Origin of the sequence: Achromobacter kerstersii (assembly GCF_902859595.1) — a bacterium.
Lineage (GTDB): Bacteria > Pseudomonadota > Gammaproteobacteria > Burkholderiales > Burkholderiaceae_B > Achromobacter > Achromobacter kerstersii.
In genome coordinates this window covers 78,563-95,214 of record NZ_CADIJQ010000014.1, presented here as the reverse complement: position 1 = coordinate 95,214, position 16,652 = coordinate 78,563, and the positions used below count along the sequence as shown (strand labels likewise).

Here is a 16,652-nt window from a genome sequence, read left to right as displayed (position 1 = left end):
CCCTTCAATTCAAAGGGGCCGTCAACCCACCGCCCCAACCAGGGGGAACAGGCCAAACGCCAGGGCGGCCAGCAGCATCACCATGCAGACCATGGTGGCCCACTTCAGCGCATAGCGCTGGTGGTCGCCGAACTCCACGCCCGCCAGACCCACCAGCAGATACGTGGACGGCACGAGCGGGCTGAGCAGGTGCACCGGCTGCCCGATCAGCGATGCGCGCGCCATTTCCACCGGCGAAATGCCGTAGCCCTGTGCGGCTTCGCTCAAGATCGGCAGCACGCCAAAGTAAAAGGCGTCGTTCGACATGAAGAACGTGAACGGCAGGCTGACCAGCGCGGTGATGCCGGCCAGATACGGGCCCATCGCGTCCGGGATCACCGCAAGCAGGCTGCGCGACATGGCTTCCACCATGCCCGTGCCGGACAAGATGCCCGTGAAGATGCCCGCCGCGAAAATCAGCGACACCACCGACAACACGTTGCCCGCATGCTGCGCGACGCGGCGGCGTTGTTCGGCCAGGTTCGGATAGTTGATGATCAGGGCGACGGCAAACGCAATCATGAACAGCACCGGCAGCGGCAGAATGCCCATCACCAGGCTGACCATCAGCGCCAGCGTCAGGCCGGCGTTCACCCACAGCAGCTTGGGGCGGCGCAAGTCGTGGTCGACTTCGATCTCGGGCAGGTTCTTGGGGCCGTCTTCGTCGTAGCCCGCGTGCAGCGATGCGCCATCCGGCAACGACAGCACGCCCAAACGGCGGCGCTCACGCAGGCCCAGGAAGAACGCCAGGATCAGCAGGGACACGATGGCCACGCCCATCACCGGCACCAGCGGAATGAAAATATCGCCCGCATCCACGTGCAGCGCGCTGGCGGCGCGCGCCGTCGGCCCGCCCCACGGGGTCAGGTTCATGATGCCGCTGGCCAGCATCGCCAGGCAGGTCATCGACAGCGCGTTCATCTTCAGGCGGCGATACAGCGGCAGCATCGAGGCCACCACGATCATGTAGGTGGTGGAGCCGTCGCCGTCCAGGGAAATCACCAGCGCCAGCACGGTCGTGCCAACCACGATTTTCAAGGGATCGCCCTTCACCGCGCGCAGAATGCGGCCCACGATGGGGTCAAACAGGCCGGCGTCGATCATCACCCCGAAGTACAGGATGGCGAACATCAGCATCACGCCCGTGGGCGCAATCTTGCGGATGCCGTCCAGCATCATCTTGTCGATGCCGGCGCCAAAGCCGCCCAGCAGCGCAAAAATAATGGGGACAAGGATAAGGGCGACCAACGGCGACAGGCGCTTGGTCATGATCAGCGTCATGAACGTGATCACCATGCCGAAGCCAAGCAGGGTCAGTAGCATGAGGGGGTATCTCCGACTAGTCGTTGTTATGTGTGGCGCCGCCTTCAGCAAGGAAGGCCGGTGCCGAAGACTAGAAATAAAAGCTGTCTGGAACCTGTCGTTTTTTCCAGATTTGGACGCAGCTACAATCGCCAGATGCGCATCCTGGTAATTGAAGACGACGAGGATCTGGCCGACGCCCTCGTCCGCCGGCTGCGCCGTCTCGGCCACGCGGTGGACCTTCAAAACGACGGCCTGAGCGCCGACGGCGTGCTGCAATACGAGACGTTTGATCTCGTCATCCTGGACATCGGGCTGCCGCGCATGTCTGGCTTTGACATCCTGCACCGCCTGCGTGATCGCGGCAGCAAGACGCCCGTGCTGGCGCTGACTGCGCGCATTGACATCGAAGACCGCGTCCATGCCCTGGATACCGGCGCCGATGACTATCTGGCCAAACCCTTTGACTTTCGCGAGCTTGAGGCGCGCTGCCGCGCCCTGCTGCGCCGGCCAATCGCACAAGCCACCGGTGTGCAGCGCTTTGGAGACCTGGTCATCGACAGCGCCGCGCGGCATGTGTCGCTGGCGGGTCAACGCATCGACTTGCCCAAGCGCGAATACAGCCTGCTGGAAATCCTGCTGGCCGGCATGAACCGGGCCGTCAGCAAGACCGAGATCGCCAACAAGCTGTTCGCCTTCGATGACGACGCCGCGCCCAACGCCATCGAGGTCTACATCGCCCGGCTGCGCCGCAAGCTGGAAGGCTCCCCGCTGCGCATTGAAACGCAGCGCGGCACGGGTTACCTGCTGACGTCCACCGACCGCGCCAATGACCGCGCTGATGACCGCGCTGATGCCCGGGCAAACGACGGCGCTGATGCCCGGGCGCACGACGGCGCGCCGGCCAAGACGCCGGACTAATCCCGTGCAGTTGGGCCGCATCTCCGTCCGCCGCCGTCTGCTCACCATGCTGCTGGCGCTGTTCGCCGTGGGGCTGGGCGCGATTTTTCTGCTGGTGCGCGGGTACGCCCAGCAAACGGCCGACACCACCTACGACCAGTTGCTGCGCGCCTCGGTCCTGTCCATGGCCGACAGCCTGCAACTGGTGCAGGGCGAATGGCAGATGGACATGCCCTACGCCGCCTTGGCGCTGCTGGAACAAGCCCCGCGCGACCGCGTGTTCTACCGCGTCGCCGCCGCCGACGGCGCAGAAATTTCCGGATATGCCGACCTGCCGCCCCCGGCGCGCGCGCAGGCAGATGCCGCCGATACGCCCCAGCTTTACACCGCCACCTACCAAGGCGCGCCCGTCCGCATCGCGTGGATGGAACGCAAGATCGCCGGCCCCCGCAACGCCGAAGCGGCCATCATCCAGGTGGCGCAAACCCGCGAAGCCCGCAATGCCTTGGCCGACAGCATTCTTTGGCAAGGCACGCTGACGCTGATCGCCTTCGCTGCCGCCGCGCTGGCGCTAGCGTATTGGGGGCTGCGCCGGTCGCTGTCGCCCATCCAACGCATCGAACGCGAGCTGGCCACGCGTAGCGCCTCGGACCTGCACCCCATCGCCGCGCCCGTACCGGAAGAGCTGGACACGCTGGTGCATTCGCTGGATGGCTTCATGGCCCGCCTGTCCGAGAACCTGGACACGCTGCGCCTGTTCATTGCCGAAGCCGCGCATCAGTTGCGTACGCCGCTGGCGGCGTTGCACGCGCAGATGGAAGTCGCGCTGGACGAAGACGACCCCGCCGAACAGCGCCGCAGCCTGGTCGCCGTGTTGCGCAACGCCGAGAAATTATCCCGGCTCGTCAACCAGCTGCTTAGCGACGCCAGCGTCATTCACCGCAGCAACGTCAAACAATTCCAACCGGTGAATCTGGCCGAGCTGCTGAGCCAGGCCGTGTACGACACCGTGCCGCAAGCCGACCCGCAACCCGACGTGCGCCTGCATCTGCCAGCCGTCTCGCCCGAAGATGCGCCCGCGCAAGCGCCCCACGTGCTGGGCGACAGCCTGATGCTGCGCGAGGCCTTCAAGAACCTGATCGACAACGCCTTGCGCCATGGCGCCAACGACGACGGCCATATCGACGTCACGCTTGACGCCCATGACGGGGGCTGGCGCATCACCGTCGCCGACCAGGGGCCGGGCATCCCGCCCGCGATGGCCCACACGGCCTTTGAACGCTTTGCGCGCGGCCCCAACCCCCGCACGCCTGGCGCCGGACTGGGCCTGTCCATCATCAAGCGCGTCGTCGATATCCATCAAGGCACACTCAGCCTGAGCAACCGTGTGGGCGGCGGGTTGAATGCCGTCATCCTCTTGCCGGGGCATTTTCGGAATGACCGTCATGCGTAACGCCCTGCTCCGCATTCGTGGCGTCATCACTCGTGGCGCCATCACTCGTGGCGCTATCGCTTGCGCCCTGCTGCTAGTCGCAACCAGCAGCCACGCCGCCGAGGTCAGCGGCAGCGGCCTGACGCTAGGCCCCGCCGACAGCAAGAACGTGCTGATCCTGCATGCCTCCAACAGCGTGCAGGTGTTCAAAGGCGTGCTGGAAGACTTCAGCCAATTGAACCCCGACGTCCGGCTCGAATACACCGAGCTGTCCACCCAGCAGCTGTATGGCGACACCATCGACCGCGCCCAGGCCAACCCCACCGCCCTGCACGGCCCCGACCTGATCATCAGCAGCGCCATGGACTTGCAGACGAAGCTCGTCAACGACGGCTACGCGCGCGTTCATGTGTCACCCGAAACGCGCGCCCTGCCCGCCTGGGCGAATTGGCGCGACGAGGTTTTCAGCATCGGCACTGACCCCATCGTCATGGTCTACAACACCGGCAAACTCGCCGCCACGCGTGTGCCGCACACGCGCCGCGAATTGCTGTCGCTGCTGCAAGCGCCTGATCAACCGCTGGCGAACAGTATTTCGACCTATGACGTGCAGGGCAGCGGCATCGGCTATCTGGCCGCCACGCAGGACACGCGGCTGGACAGCATGGCGGGCGCGCTGCTGGCCGCGTTCGGCCGCAACGGCGTCACCATCCACGAATCCACCGAAGACGCGCTGGACAAGCTCGAACGCGGCGACGTCACGCTGGCCTACAACCTGCTGGAGTCCTACACCCGGCATCGCATCGACCAGGGTGCGCCGCTGGCCATCATCTACCCGCAGGACTACACGCTGATGCTGTCGCGCTCGGCGATCATCCCCAAGCAGGCCCCGCGCGCGGACCTGGGCGCGCGGCTGCTGGATTACCTGCTGTCGCCGCGGGGGCAAGAGATGTTGGCCAAGCAGTCCGGCATGCGCCGCGTCAATGCGTCAGTTGTGCCGGCGGCGGGCGTGCGCCCCATGGCCTTGGGCGTGGGGCTGCTGGTGTATCTGGACCCGCTGAAGAAGCGGCACTTCCTGGATCTGTGGCGGGCGGCGATTTTGCCGCCGGGCGGCTCGGCACGCCCCGCTGATCCGGCAGCATTACCCCGGTAGCATTGCCGACCATCGCATTTGCCCCGGTAGCATTGCCGTCTCTCGCGTCACCCCAGTAGCATTGCCGTCCCTTGCCTTGCCCCGGTAGCATTGCCGTCCCTCGCATTGCCCCGTAGCATGGCTCCCCTTCATTGATCATCTCGCGCCTGCCGCGGCGCCCACGCAACATGACGCTAGACACACAAGGCGCAATCGGCCTGCATCACAAGACCGGCCACCAGATGCTGGACGAATCGCTGGCTGCCATCCACGATTGGTTCAACAAGCAGGAAGCCCGCGAAGGCCTCAACGACATCGCGCATCGCACGTCGTTGCAACTTGGCATCCACGACGAAATCCTGCTGGAATACGATCCCTCGCGCATTGTGTTCGACCTGTCGCCCGATTGGTCGCCGAATGGCGGAGATGGCCTGCGTCCGCAAGGCCGCAATGGTCCGCTCAGCCCCGAGCAGGTGCAGGAGCATCTGGTGCCCCCCTTGGCCGACGCGGTGCGCGAACGGATTGCGAAGCTGGGCAGTTCCGTGCTGCTGAACCACACGTTTCGCTTCCGGGCGCAGTTTCCCACCACGGGCGGCCGGCTGCGGCTGACCTTGGTGGAACACATCGACGAGGCCAAGCGCCAGCTGCTGCGCGAGCGCGTGCAGGCGTATCTGGACCAGAACCTTTTTCAAGGCACGCATCCCACCCAACGGCTGGATGTTTTTTTCCTGACGCGGCATCTGCTGGACAAGCAGCTGTTTCCCGCGCCGGACCCCGCCTGGCTCATTCGCATCTTTCAGCGCGTGCTGGAACTGAACGCGGGCCAACCCACGCTGGACGAGCAACGCCACAGCATCATCCACGCGCTGCGCAGCTGGGCTGAAACGCAGTACCTGCCGCGCTACTTCAGCATTGAGCAGAACGCGTTCCGCCAAAACGTCTATCACGCCAAACCCGGCGCCACGCTGGACCCGGCTGACCGCGACGTCGATCTGTTGCTGTACGCCGCCACGCTGATTCTGCGCCACGAGCCGGGATACAGCCGGCCCACGGGCCTGGGCTTTCTGAAACTGGCGCAACAACTGGGCAGCGAACGCGCCGCCCGCATGCTCACCGATGGCAGCGGCGCGCATCCGCCCGAACACCTGCGCGTATCCACGCCCGAGTTCGACGGCGCGGCCAATGACGTGCTGTCCACCATCACCGTGCACATCCGCCAGGAATGCGCCGCCGCCTACCAACAAGCACTTGCCTTTATCACGCGCCTGCTGCAAACCGGATTTCCGCCGGGCTATCAATTAAGCGTCAAAAGCAAGGCCAGAAACTACCTGCCCGTAAAGGGGCTGGCAAAGTCCGACACGCACCGCTTCTTTGCCAACGCCGCGCAGTACCCGGACGCGCATGACGCACTTGCCGCCTACGCCCGCGCGGCGATCAAGCCGTACGAGTGGTACACCGACGCCGATGACGAAAAAGCCTGCCTGGCAGGTACGTATGCCACCTTCGCGTTAGGCCTGGCCGATGCCCGCCACTTTGCGCTGGTCGCGCACTACATGGACTTGGTCGATGACGAGCATCAGTCCGCGCAAGACCGGTTCACGCCCTTGTTCATCCAGCAGCACGGGTTGACGCCCGCGTCGGTCGACACCATCGTCGCGTGCGTGCGCCGCTGCACCGACAATTTCAAACTGCCGGGCAAACCCGCCCTGGACGACGACACCACGCTGGACCGCCTGATCCAGGCCTTGGCCCGTTTGCCCGAGTACGAAGCGCCGCTCGTACGCGAACGCTTATGCGGCCCAGACAAAAAGCTAGCCGCTGAGGCCCGCAAGGCCGATCCCGAGCGCCGGGCGCGATTGCTGCGCTTGCTGGGACAAGACGGCGCGTAACCGCCCGCATGATTCTGATCGGAATAACCCGGTACGCGCGCATCAGGGCGCGACGACGATTTCACGCGCATAATTTGCGCTTCGGGGACGGGCTGCCAACAAGTGCCGGCAAGCCTGCGCCCATCCGCTCTGATCCGCAGCAGCCGAGCGCCGATCCGGCCCCTTTCGCCGGACCTCCCTACCACGTGTGACACGTAACCGCGATTACGTCCGAACCAGCGTTGGAGGCACATCATGGCCGAGCATCAGATTGCCTTACAGCGCCCGTTCGAAGGCGCCCCCCCGCTAAGCGACCCCGCCTCGCCGTGGCAAGACATCCTGCGCAACGCGCACGCCCTGGTAGACGCACGGGGCGCCACCCGGCACAGCCGGCGGCTGCAACGCCAACAGGCGGTTGCTGTCGGCTGGCAATCCATCGACAACGCGTTCTCAAGCGTCGGCGAAGCCGTGATGCTGATCAGCAAGGAATTCCTGGTCAATAAAATGTCGGCGCTGGCGCTGCGCTACCTGGACGACGGCCACGGCTGGACCGTGCGGGGCGGCAAGCTACGCCACGCCAATGCCAAGTTACAGCGCTTGTTCGAAGGCTATTGCGCCGCCATCGGCCGCGACCGCCAGATGCGGTCCCTTGCCACCACCGCCAGCTGGGGCGAGGTGTTCTGGATCGACATCAGCCCGGCGCCCGAGACGCTCAGCCCCGCCGGAGGACGCATGATGCTCGTGCGCATGCGCCGTAAAAGCGCGTTCGCCATGCCCGACGTGGGCAAGCTGGAAGCCGTCTTCGCCATTACTCGCGCCGAAGCTGCCGTGCTGGCGGGCCTGGCCGCCGGTCATAGCGTGGAAGAAGTGGCGACGTTGCGCCAGGCATCAGTGCTGACCGTGCGCAAGCAGGTCGCGTCCCTGCTCAGCAAGATGGAATGCCACCGCCAATCAGAGCTCGTCCGGCTGGCCTCCTTGCTGTAAGCGCGCACCGGACACCATCCGGCGATGGCAGAGGCGTACCCAATTTGGGGTATGCGGCATCCACCCATGCGGCCCTACCATGAGGCCGAAGCCATGAGAGGGAGGGGTCACTCTCGTCATCAAGGAGTTCCTCATGAAGACAGTCCTAACGTGGCGCGGTCTCGTGCCCATTGCGCTTGCCGCCGCCCTGCTCTCCGGCAGCGCCCTCGCACAAACCGCGGTTGCCCCGACCACCGCCGTGCCGGAACCCAACATTCCCCTGAGCCGCGACGAGGTCATGCGCGACCTGGCTGCGTGGAAGCAATCAGGCGTCGAACGCAGCTGGAGCAGCGACAACTCGCCCGACATCACCAGCCCGGAGTACATCGCCAATTATCGAAAGTACATGGACACGGTGCGGCCCGGCAGCGCTGCGCCGCCGATGCAGACGCAATCACAGAACCAAGGCAAGTGGTGATGCAGGCATGACATGTTGCAGCCTTGAATCGGGACGAAGTGGAAATCGCAGAATTTCCGCGCGTCCCGAGGTTGCGTCCGATGCTGCCGGCAGCAGCAGCAGCAGCAGCAGCAGCAGCAATACGTCAAAGCTGTCTAGAAGGTCACCTTGACCGACGGTGCACTGCGCTGCGCCTCGCCGTGGAACACCGCTTCGATGTTGTTGCCATCCGGGTCCAGCACAAACGCGCCGTAATACCCCGGGTGATAGTCCCGAAAACCCGGCGCGCCGTTATCCTTGCCGCCGTTCGCCAGCGCCGCCTGGTAGAACGCATCCACCATCGCCTGGTCTTGCGCCTGAAACGCCAGATGATGACGTCCCGTCAATTCGCCGGATGCCGCCTTGCTCGACGCCGTCGACACAAACAGTTCATCGGCCCAGAAATAATCCTCCGCGGTGCCGCCCATGGGCACCTTCAGCGCGTCAAACACCGCTTGGTAAAACCGTTGGCTGACGGGCAGATCGCGCACCACGAGTTGAATGTGGTCGATCAGCCGCCCGCGATGAATTTCGTTGGTCTGCATAGGAGTTCCTAATCAAGCCAGATATAACGCCACTTCTTCCGCCGTCAGATAACGCTTGAAGGTCATCGACGGTTCCTGCGCATCGTGAATGATGCCGTTGAATCCCGACCAGTTTCGCGTCGTGCCTTCGTCCGTTTCCAATGCAATCAGGACCCGCTTGCCGTGCCTGGCCATGTTGTGGCGCAACGCGGCTTCGCCCCAGGCCCACAGCATCGGCTGGGTCAGTTCGCCGTTGGTGAAGGCGCCGGCTTGCAGCCATTGGAAGTCGGCGGTGTCCCGGTCCATGTCCGGCTGACGCGCGGGAATCTCGCGCTTCACGCCCAACGCTTGCGCATGCTCGCCAATCAAGATCTGCAACAAGGTGAACGCATGGAAGGTGTTGTTGATGGCATGCGCCTGCGCCACGAAACCCGTCTTTGAAGTGGGCAACACCACGATCAATTCATCCTCGTAACTGACCTGCGACGCCATCCACAGATAATGCAGCTGCTCGAACGGCAAGCTGTCGTTGTTCGTCGCCATCGGGTGCAGCAGCGCCATCAAATCCCGGTCTGCGACAAAGGCTTGGTGATTACGCTGGCTGCGCATCAGCATGGTCATCATCGGCAGCACCAGCACGTCCACGGCTTCTTGCAACGACTCCACTTCCCAGCGCTTCTCTTCCGGCACGGCGGCGAGCCTGGCCTGAGCATCAGCCCACGCTTGACGATCCACGGCCTCGACCTCTTCATCGTCTTCCTCGACTTCTTGCGCGCAGTAGGGCCGCAGCGTTTGCAGCCATTGCTTAAGCAACGTTTGCAGGGTCGGAAAGAGAATGGTCGGATCTGCGTCGTCTTCCACCAGCGAGCCGCACATCAACGCCAGCGCCGAGGCACGGCTGGGGTGCAGATTGGGAAGCAGCGCGGCGCAGGCCTGAAGGTTGGCCGAGGTGTGGGCGTTGTCCTGGGATTCCAGGTAGAAGGCGCGGACCTCGGGGCGGTTGAAGAACAGCTCTAGGGAATCCAGGTCGTCGGGGGAATGAACGGGCGAGGAAAGCGCGGCGGCAAGGTCGGCGATGGGCATGATGATTTTGATGACGCAATCAGGTTGGCGTGGATCATTGCTGGCAGGCAACGTTTGCGATTCCACTTTTCGAAGAGTTTACCTTCGCCCCCCAGAGAAACCCCAACTCCAAAATCAGTCTCACCCTACACAGCCCGCCCCTTAGCGGACGTTAATGTGACGCTAGCTACTGCAAAATTGCAGCACAGCCTGAACTGCAAACAACCCTGCGGCCCTACTCCCCTTTAATCCCTGCCTTTGCGATCACCTCTCCCCAGCTTCCGGCTCGTGTTTCCACCCACTTTTTTGCTTCCACGCGCCCCGCAAACGGCGCGCGCATCCCCAAGCTGGCGATGCTCTTCTGGAACGCTGGCCGCGCGTACACCGCTGCCAAGGTCTCCTCCCATTTTTGCGCGATGTGGGGCGGCAGGCCCTTGGGCGCCATGATCAGAAAGGCGAAGGCCGCTTCAAAATCCTTTAAAGGCGCCATGCCCAGATTCGCCATGGCGGGCACACCGGGAAGATCCGGGTCCGGCTCGCGTGACGAGATCGCCAACGCACGCATCGTTCCCGCTCGCACGTGCGGCTGCACGGCTGAGGCGGCCAGAAACCCTGCCTGGATTTGATTGCCAAGCAAGGCATTGACGGCGCCCGCGCTGCCACGGAAAGGCGCGTGCGCGATGTCCAAGCCAAGCGCCAGATTCAGTTTTTCAAAAGCCAGATTGCCCGGGCTGCCGTAGCCCGCCGACGAATAGGTCACGGCGTTCGCCTTGGCGTATCGGACGAAATCTTCCACCGTCGTCACGCCCAGGTCGGCGCGCACCGTCAGCGCCAAACCGAAGCTGCCGGCGACGCTTAGCGGCTCCAGGGACTGGGTCACCTCTTCAGCCAGGTCTTTGAAGACATGCGGGTTGACGGTCATCAGCGTGTCCAGCGTCATCAGCAACGTGTAGCCGTCAGGCTCGGCCTTGGCGACGGCTTTTGCGCCGATGTTGCCCGAGGCGCCCGGACGATTTTCAACGACGATGGTCTGGCCCAGCAATTCACTGGCGGCCATCGCAATGGCGCGGGCGCCAATATCCAGTGGACCGGCAGGCGAAAAGTTAACGATGAGCCGGATGGGACGATTCGGATAATCGGCCGGCGAGGCGGCAGCCACGCCCGGCCCAATCAGCGGCATGCAAAACAGCGCCATGCAGAACAGCGAAGGCTTGAACATTTTTCTCTCCGGGGTGTCGGCCGCACGCAAGCCGCGGCCTGGGCGGTGCCATCAGGCAATAGCGGTGGGATGGGGGCTCGTTTCCGCGTGACGGATCATGGCCTTCGACAACGCGAACAACAGTTCGCCCCGTGTGGCGGCGGCGGCCGGCGCATCCCATAGGTTGCGCAATTCGTCGGGGTCTTCCTGCAAGTCATAGAGTTCGCCCCAGCCTGCGTCCGCGTAGACGCTTAAACGATGGCGCGACGTTTGCAGCGTTCGCATGCGCGTGCGGCAGGGAAAACCGAACATCGTGCGTTGGCCTTCTTCTTCAATCAGCACGGCATCGCGTACGGTGTCGACGGCGCCTGACATCAGCGGCAACAACGACATGCCCTGCATGCCGTTGTATTCAGGCAGTTCTGCTCGCGCCAGAATGGTTGCGGCGATATCGGCGGTGGAGCACAACGCCTGACTGCGCGCGGCGGCGGGCTTGGATTGCGGGTCGCGCCAGATGAAGGGCGTGCGGATCAGGCCTTGATAGTGGATAGGCCCTTTCAGCATCAACTGGTGATCGCCGAAGTAATCGCCGTGATCACTGGTGAAGATGACGACGGTGTTGTCATCCAGCCCCGTGTCGCGCAGCGTTTGCATGACGCGGCCGATCGTGGCGTCGATATGGCTGATGGAACCGTAGTTCAACGCGATGGCTTCCCGCGCTTCGCGTTCCGTGCAGGCGAACACGGCCGGCGTATGTTTGACCGCTTTGCCCTGATCGCGCTGCTGATACAGCCAGGCCACATGCGGAGGCGGCACGTGGCCGGCCGCCGCGCTCGCATGAAACGACACGGGCAGCGCCACGTCTTCCGGCCGGTACATGCCCCAGTACTTTCCATGCGGGGTGAAAGGATGGTGCGGGTCCGGAAAGGAGCACTGTATGAAGAACGGCGCGCCGCTTGCCGCATGCTCGCGCAGTTGCGCGATGGTTTGATCGCCGATGTAGGCGGTGGTGGAACACTCCTCGGGCACCCGCGTCCGCCACGCTTGCTGATGCTGGGTCAATACGAAGTCAGGCGCAGGCAGCGCGTGCTCGGGACCCCAACGCCGCCGCGCTTCGGGATGCTCGCGCGCAAGCCAGCGCCCGTAATGGCCCCAGACCTGATCGCCATGGTCCACCGCCAACACCACGCGGTCGAACCCGTAGAACGGCGTGTCCAGATCGTGGCCAGGGTCCGAGCGCCAGAGCGGCCCCCACTCCTGATCGTAATTGCCGGGTTCGGCCGCCCAGGCTTCGCCGTGGGAGGGAATGCTGCCCGACGACGGCGGCGGCGGCCATAGCGGCCCCTTGCCCGTCATGTTCTGCAAATGCGACTTGCCAATCAACGCAGTGGCATACCCCGCGCCGCGCAGCTGTTCAACGAACGTGGTGGCGCGCTGCGACAGCGGAATGCCGTTATGCCGCACTCCATGCACAGACGGCATGCGGCCGGTCATCATCGTGGCGCGATTGGGCATGCAGATCGGCGAGCCCACGTAGAAGCGGTCGGCAGACCACCCTTGCGCGGCCAAGGCGTCCAGCGCTGGCGTGCGCAGCATGGCGTTGCCATAGCTGCACACGTGATCCGCGCGCTGTTGATCCGTGATGAACAACAGGAAGTTCGGCTGCATCAGGTCTCCTTGCCTCCGGCTCGTGCCGGCTTGGCTTTGTAGTGAGGCCATTATGGGCAGCGATCGGTGCGAATTTGTCCTGCCGCCCCGCAATATCGGACCAAGTGACGCGCCCGTCATTAAATTTGAGTTTGAAGCCTGAAATACCGCGCCAGCTGTTGATGAATGGCCACGGCAAAGTGCCACTCCAAGGCATCAAGCGGCAAGGCCACGCGCCCCTACATGTATCCATTGAATTCCGACTAGGGCCAGTTCTTTGACCCATCAATGGTTCGGGAAGACCGGCGCCCACTTGATCCCGCGCCAAAATGCTCACCTCCTGCCAGCGTTACAAGCCATCCCAAATTTCAACAAATAAAACACCTTTCACGCCGCAACTGATTTAGTTGTATGAGTTGCTTGGGGACACACCCGGCGGCATGAGGCCTCGGGGTCTGCAGGCAGATAAAAAAGCAACAAATCGGAGGAGGAGCCATGCGTTTAATCAATCGCAGGATCGCCGCATTGCTGGCGAGCGGGCTGATTGCCTTGACGGCGGGGTGCGCCGCGCCCGGAGGCAAAAAAGACACCATCAACATGGCCGGGCTGACCCAGCCCGTGGAGATCGTGCGCGACAAGCACGGCGTGTCGCACATCTATGCGCAGAACCAGAATGATCTGTTCTTTGCCCAGGGCTTCAGCGCGGCGCGCGACCGCTTGTGGCAACTGGATCTGTGGCGCCGGCAAGGCGAAGGCAAGATGGCCGAGCAGTTCGGCCCGCGCTTCATCGAACAAGACCGCGCCGCGCGGCTGTTCCTGTTCCGGGGTGACATGCAGGCCGAGTTCGCCAGCTACCACCCCGAAGGCCGCGCCATCCTGACGTCGTTCGCAGCCGGCATCAACGCTTATGTGAATTGGGTCAAAGCGAACCCCGAGCAACTGCCTCCCGAATTCAAACTGACTGGCACGGAGCCGGGCTATTGGAGCCCGGAGACCTCGCTCATCCGCATCTATGCGCTGACGCGTAACGTCAACGAAGAAGTCAAAATCGCGCAGCAGGTGGCCAGCCTGGGCTTGAACGCCGTACAAGGCTTGAGCACATTCGAGCCGCCCTTGGCCTTGCAAGTGCCGGCCGGCCTGGACGTGCGCCAGATCGACAAGACCGTGTTGGCCAATTACACGCTGGCGCGCGATGGCCAGAAATTCGTTGCGGCCGACTTCCCGCGCAGCCCGCTTGCGGCCGATCAGCGCGAGGCGCTGGCCAGCGCATTATCAGAAGGCCGTCTGGCGTCGCTGGACCCGAACTTCGATCCCATGGCGACCCGCTATGAAAGCAACAACTGGACGATAGGCGGCCAACACACCGCCACCGGCAAGCCCATACTGGCCGGTGATCCGCACCGCTCCATCACCATGCCGTCCTTGCGCTACATGGTTCATCTGAACGCACCGGGCTGGAACGTCATCGGCGCAGGCGAACCCGCGTTGCCCGGCGTGTCCATGGGGCACAACGACCGCATCGCCTTCGGCCTGACGATCTTTGCCTTCGGCGACGAAGAAGACCTTTACGTCTATGACACCAACCCGGCCAACCCCAATGAATACCGCTACCAGGGCGGCTGGGAAAAAATGCGCCAGACCAGTGAATCGATTCCCGTACGCGGCGCCACCGCCGCCGTGCGCGAATTGAAATTCACGCGCCATGGCCCGGTGATTCATGAAGACCCGGTACGTCACAAGGCTTATGCGCTGCGCGCGGCCTACCTGGAATTTCCCGGCACCGCCGCCTACCTGGCCAGCCTGCGGTTGAACCAGGCGCAAAACTGGAACGAGTTCGTGGCCGGCATGGAAAAGCACTACACGCCCAGCGAAAACATGGTGTACGCCGACGTGGACGGCAACATCGGCTGGTTCGGCGGCAGCATCGCGCCGATTCGCCCGCGCGGCGACTGGTCGGGCATGCTGCCAGTGCCAGGCAACGGTGATTACGAATGGCGCGGCTTCCTGGACGGCCGTGCATTGCCACGGGTGTACAACCCGCCCGAAGGCTATGTCGCCACCGCCAACGAATACAACCTGCCCGCCGACTTCCCATACAAGGACATGTCTGCACGCACCTGGGCCGAACCGTACCGCGTGCAACGCATCCGCGAAGTGGTGGCTGAAGGCAAGGGCCTGACGGTGCAGCAGTCGCAAGACTTGCAGTACGACAACCTGTCGATTCCCGCCCGCACGTTGGGCGGCTACGCCAAGTCCCTGAATGCCGCCGACCCGGGTTTGAACGAAGCCTTGGGCCTGCTGAAAGACTGGGACTACCGGATGAACACCGATTCGCGCGCCGCGTCGGTCTACGCATTCTGGCTGCCCGAGGTCGTCAAGCGTGTGTCGGATCTCTACATCCCGGCAAACGGGCGCGCGGCATTCGGCGAGCTGTCCACCCGCAAGACGCTTGAAAAACTTGCCACACCCGATGCCGCCTTCGGTCCCCGGCCGGAACAAGGCCGGGACGCTTTGCTGCTGCAAGCGCTGGCGGACGGCACGCAGAAACTGCGTGCCAAGCTGGGAACGGACGCCACCCAATGGCAATGGGGCAAGCTGCATCACATTCAGTTCGAACACAGCCTGGCCAGCCTGCTGCCGCCGGACACCGCGAAAGCCTACGGCACGCCGCGCTATCCGGTGGGTGGCGACAACGACACCGTGCATCGCGGCACGTTCCGCAAGAGCGATTTCCGTCAGATCAGTGGCTCGTCGTATCGCCAGGTGATTGATGTGTCGGACTGGGACAACTCGCGCATCCAGAACGTGCCGGGCCAATCCGCCGACCCGCGCAGCCCGCATTATCAAGACCTGTTGAAGGGCTGGGCTACCGGTGAATACTTCCCCATGGCGTTCAGCCGCGCCAAGGTGGACAGCGAACGCTCAGACACGCTGACGCTGCGGCCGTCCGGCAACTGAAGACGGCGCATCAAAAAAATGCCGGGCTGCGATAAGCAGCCCGGCATTTTCAATCAGCGGTGTTGAATTACTTCTTCGACGCGTCCTGCTCCACCACCATATCCAGCACATACACCTTGGACGGCGCATCCGCAGGCGGATTCTTCCAGTCGTAACGCTTCACGCGCAACACGGTGCGCACGCCGTCCTGGTGCTCGAACCCTTCGATGGACTGATACAGCGGATGCCATTTATCTTGCGCCGGCTGCTGCACGCCCGCCTCGTTATAACGGCGCTCGCGCACCATCAGGCATTGGTAATTGGGAATCATCGGATGACTGCATTCCGCTTTCTTCGCAGCCACTTCCAGGAACATGATTTCACCGGCGCTGCCGTACAGCGTTTCCGGCGTGGGTTCACCCACGAACTTCAGCACCGTGCCGTCCTTGGCCGCCAGTTCCAGCGCGGGTTCATGCGTATCGCCTGACAGCGTGGCGCGTAGATCGCCTTTCAGACGCTCGTTGATCTCGGCATCCAGCTGCATCAAGCTCTGCTCGCAAGCCTTCATCGTGGACGCCAGATTTGCCACTTGCAGCACGCCATTCTGATAGCGATACCCGCCAAACTGCGTGTTGCAACCGCCACGAATATTCAACGCATCCTTCGTAAAGGCCAAACGCAGCTGATGCTCAACACCCGGCTGCAACGCCGGAATCGACTTGCCCGACGCATCGGTGGCAGATACCAGACGCCAGTAATAGGCGGGCAAGGTCAAGGAGCTGGCGGGCGACGTCGCAGTCGTGGTGGGCATAGAGGACGATCCTTCGCTGGGAGAGGAAACCTGCGCGCAAGCCTGAAGCAGCGCGGCGCATGCGGACGCCAGTAGGATTATTTTTTTCATCGTTCGTTCCTATGAGCCGTATGGCACTGATCAAAAGCGGCATTCTACGTCCGTGGAATGGACGGATCAGGCCAGCAGCCGATCAGAGGGTTTCAAAATCTTGCTGGATGGTAGGGCCGCAGATTGTCCATATACGAGTGTGGTGAGCGAGTTTCGTAAGGAGGTGGATGGACCAATGCATGGAAATATTCAGCCCCGCCCTGTCATCGCACCATTACAGTCTGACACGTTAACGTCCTGCTGATAATCCA

General features: G+C 63.3%; 13 protein-coding genes. 7 read left to right on the top strand and 6 right to left on the bottom strand.

Annotation, left to right across the window (positions count from 1 at the left end; all coding sequences use genetic code 11):
* Positions 1 to 21 precede the first annotated feature (21 nt).
* Positions 22 to 1,572, bottom strand: a complete 1,551-nt coding sequence (locus HV765_RS28690; RefSeq protein ID WP_276529735.1) for a CitMHS family transporter — start codon at positions 1,570 to 1,572, stop codon at positions 22 to 24.
* Here HV765_RS28690 and HV765_RS28685 point away from each other — a divergent pair.
* From HV765_RS28685 to HV765_RS28660, 6 genes are all read left to right on the top strand, one after another.
* Positions 1,498 to 2,262, top strand: a complete 765-nt coding sequence (locus HV765_RS28685; protein ID WP_175171708.1) for a response regulator transcription factor — start codon at positions 1,498 to 1,500, stop codon at positions 2,260 to 2,262. The genes HV765_RS28690 and HV765_RS28685 overlap by 75 nt on opposite strands.
* The gene (locus tag HV765_RS28680) at positions 2,219 to 3,694 is read left to right on the top strand and encodes a sensor histidine kinase (protein WP_175171717.1); all 1,476 of its coding nucleotides are present in this window, start codon (positions 2,219 to 2,221) and stop codon (positions 3,692 to 3,694) included. The genes HV765_RS28685 and HV765_RS28680 overlap by 44 nt, the downstream gene beginning before the upstream one ends.
* Positions 3,687 to 4,826, top strand: a complete 1,140-nt coding sequence (locus tag HV765_RS28675) for an ABC transporter substrate-binding protein (RefSeq protein ID WP_082387127.1) — start codon at positions 3,687 to 3,689, stop codon at positions 4,824 to 4,826. Before HV765_RS28680 ends, HV765_RS28675 begins: the two co-directional genes overlap by 8 nt.
* 167 nt (positions 4,827 to 4,993) lie before the next feature.
* Positions 4,994 to 6,694, top strand: a complete 1,701-nt coding sequence (locus HV765_RS28670; RefSeq protein ID WP_175171707.1) for a DUF6138 family protein — start codon at positions 4,994 to 4,996, stop codon at positions 6,692 to 6,694.
* Positions 6,695 to 6,928: 234 nt separating this feature from the next.
* A complete protein-coding gene (locus HV765_RS28665) occupies positions 6,929 to 7,657 on the top strand; it encodes a LuxR C-terminal-related transcriptional regulator (RefSeq protein WP_082387104.1) in 729 nt (242 codons plus the stop codon).
* Between the two features lie 133 nt (positions 7,658 to 7,790).
* Positions 7,791 to 8,114: a DUF4148 domain-containing protein gene (locus HV765_RS28660; protein ID WP_175171706.1), complete on the top strand. Its 324-nt coding sequence runs from the start codon at positions 7,791 to 7,793 to the stop codon at positions 8,112 to 8,114.
* A gap of 134 nt (positions 8,115 to 8,248) precedes the next feature.
* Here the strand turns inward: HV765_RS28660 and HV765_RS28655 are convergent, their stop codons facing one another.
* The 4 genes from HV765_RS28655 to HV765_RS28640 form a co-directional block, all read right to left on the bottom strand.
* Positions 8,249 to 8,677 carry a VOC family protein gene (locus HV765_RS28655; protein WP_175171705.1) on the bottom strand — a complete coding sequence of 143 codons (429 nt, stop codon included), beginning with the start codon at positions 8,675 to 8,677 and terminating at the stop codon, positions 8,249 to 8,251.
* A 12-nt stretch (positions 8,678 to 8,689) separates the two neighbouring features.
* Positions 8,690 to 9,739, bottom strand: a complete 1,050-nt coding sequence (locus tag HV765_RS28650) for a hypothetical protein (protein ID WP_175171704.1) — start codon at positions 9,737 to 9,739, stop codon at positions 8,690 to 8,692.
* A 214-nt stretch (positions 9,740 to 9,953) separates the two neighbouring features.
* Positions 9,954 to 10,937, bottom strand: a complete 984-nt coding sequence (locus HV765_RS28645; protein WP_175171703.1) for a Bug family tripartite tricarboxylate transporter substrate binding protein — start codon at positions 10,935 to 10,937, stop codon at positions 9,954 to 9,956.
* Positions 10,938 to 10,988: 51 nt separating this feature from the next.
* Entirely contained in the window at positions 10,989 to 12,584 is a 1,596-nt protein-coding gene (locus HV765_RS28640) for a sulfatase family protein (RefSeq protein WP_254600760.1), read from the bottom strand.
* Positions 12,585 to 13,058: 474 nt separating this feature from the next.
* On the opposite strand from HV765_RS28640, the gene HV765_RS28635 reads away from it, so the two are divergent.
* Positions 13,059 to 15,521, top strand: coding sequence for a penicillin acylase family protein (locus HV765_RS28635; protein WP_175171702.1), 2,463 nt, complete (start codon positions 13,059 to 13,061; stop codon positions 15,519 to 15,521).
* 67 nt (positions 15,522 to 15,588) lie between these two features.
* Here the strand turns inward: HV765_RS28635 and HV765_RS28630 are convergent, their stop codons facing one another.
* Positions 15,589 to 16,311 (bottom strand): META and DUF4377 domain-containing protein, encoded by a 723-nt coding sequence (locus HV765_RS28630; protein ID WP_254600759.1) that lies wholly within the window; start codon positions 16,309 to 16,311, stop codon positions 15,589 to 15,591.
* Between the last annotated feature and the right edge of the window lie 341 nt (positions 16,312 to 16,652).

Excerpts from the sequence above, each read along its gene's own strand:
- HV765_RS28685 (WP_175171708.1), top strand. The coding sequence starts at position 1,498 with ATGCGCATCCTGGTAATTGAAGACGACGAGGATCTGGCCGACGCCCTC.
- HV765_RS28680 (WP_175171717.1), top strand. The coding sequence starts at position 2,219 with ATGCCCGGGCGCACGACGGCGCGCCGGCCAAGACGCCGGACTAATCCC.
- HV765_RS28675 (WP_082387127.1), top strand. The coding sequence starts at position 3,687 with ATGCGTAACGCCCTGCTCCGCATTCGTGGCGTCATCACTCGTGGCGCC.
- HV765_RS28670 (WP_175171707.1), top strand. The coding sequence starts at position 4,994 with ATGACGCTAGACACACAAGGCGCAATCGGCCTGCATCACAAGACCGGC.
- HV765_RS28665 (WP_082387104.1), top strand. The coding sequence starts at position 6,929 with ATGGCCGAGCATCAGATTGCCTTACAGCGCCCGTTCGAAGGCGCCCCC.
- HV765_RS28660 (WP_175171706.1), top strand. The coding sequence starts at position 7,791 with ATGAAGACAGTCCTAACGTGGCGCGGTCTCGTGCCCATTGCGCTTGCC.
- HV765_RS28655 (WP_175171705.1), bottom strand. The coding sequence starts at position 8,677 with ATGCAGACCAACGAAATTCATCGCGGGCGGCTGATCGACCACATTCAA.
- HV765_RS28650 (WP_175171704.1), bottom strand. The coding sequence starts at position 9,739 with ATGCCCATCGCCGACCTTGCCGCCGCGCTTTCCTCGCCCGTTCATTCC.
- HV765_RS28645 (WP_175171703.1), bottom strand. The coding sequence starts at position 10,937 with ATGTTCAAGCCTTCGCTGTTCTGCATGGCGCTGTTTTGCATGCCGCTG.
- HV765_RS28640 (WP_254600760.1), bottom strand. The coding sequence starts at position 12,584 with ATGCAGCCGAACTTCCTGTTGTTCATCACGGATCAACAGCGCGCGGAT.
- HV765_RS28635 (WP_175171702.1), top strand. The coding sequence starts at position 13,059 with ATGCGTTTAATCAATCGCAGGATCGCCGCATTGCTGGCGAGCGGGCTG.
- HV765_RS28630 (WP_254600759.1), bottom strand. The coding sequence starts at position 16,311 with ATGCCCACCACGACTGCGACGTCGCCCGCCAGCTCCTTGACCTTGCCC.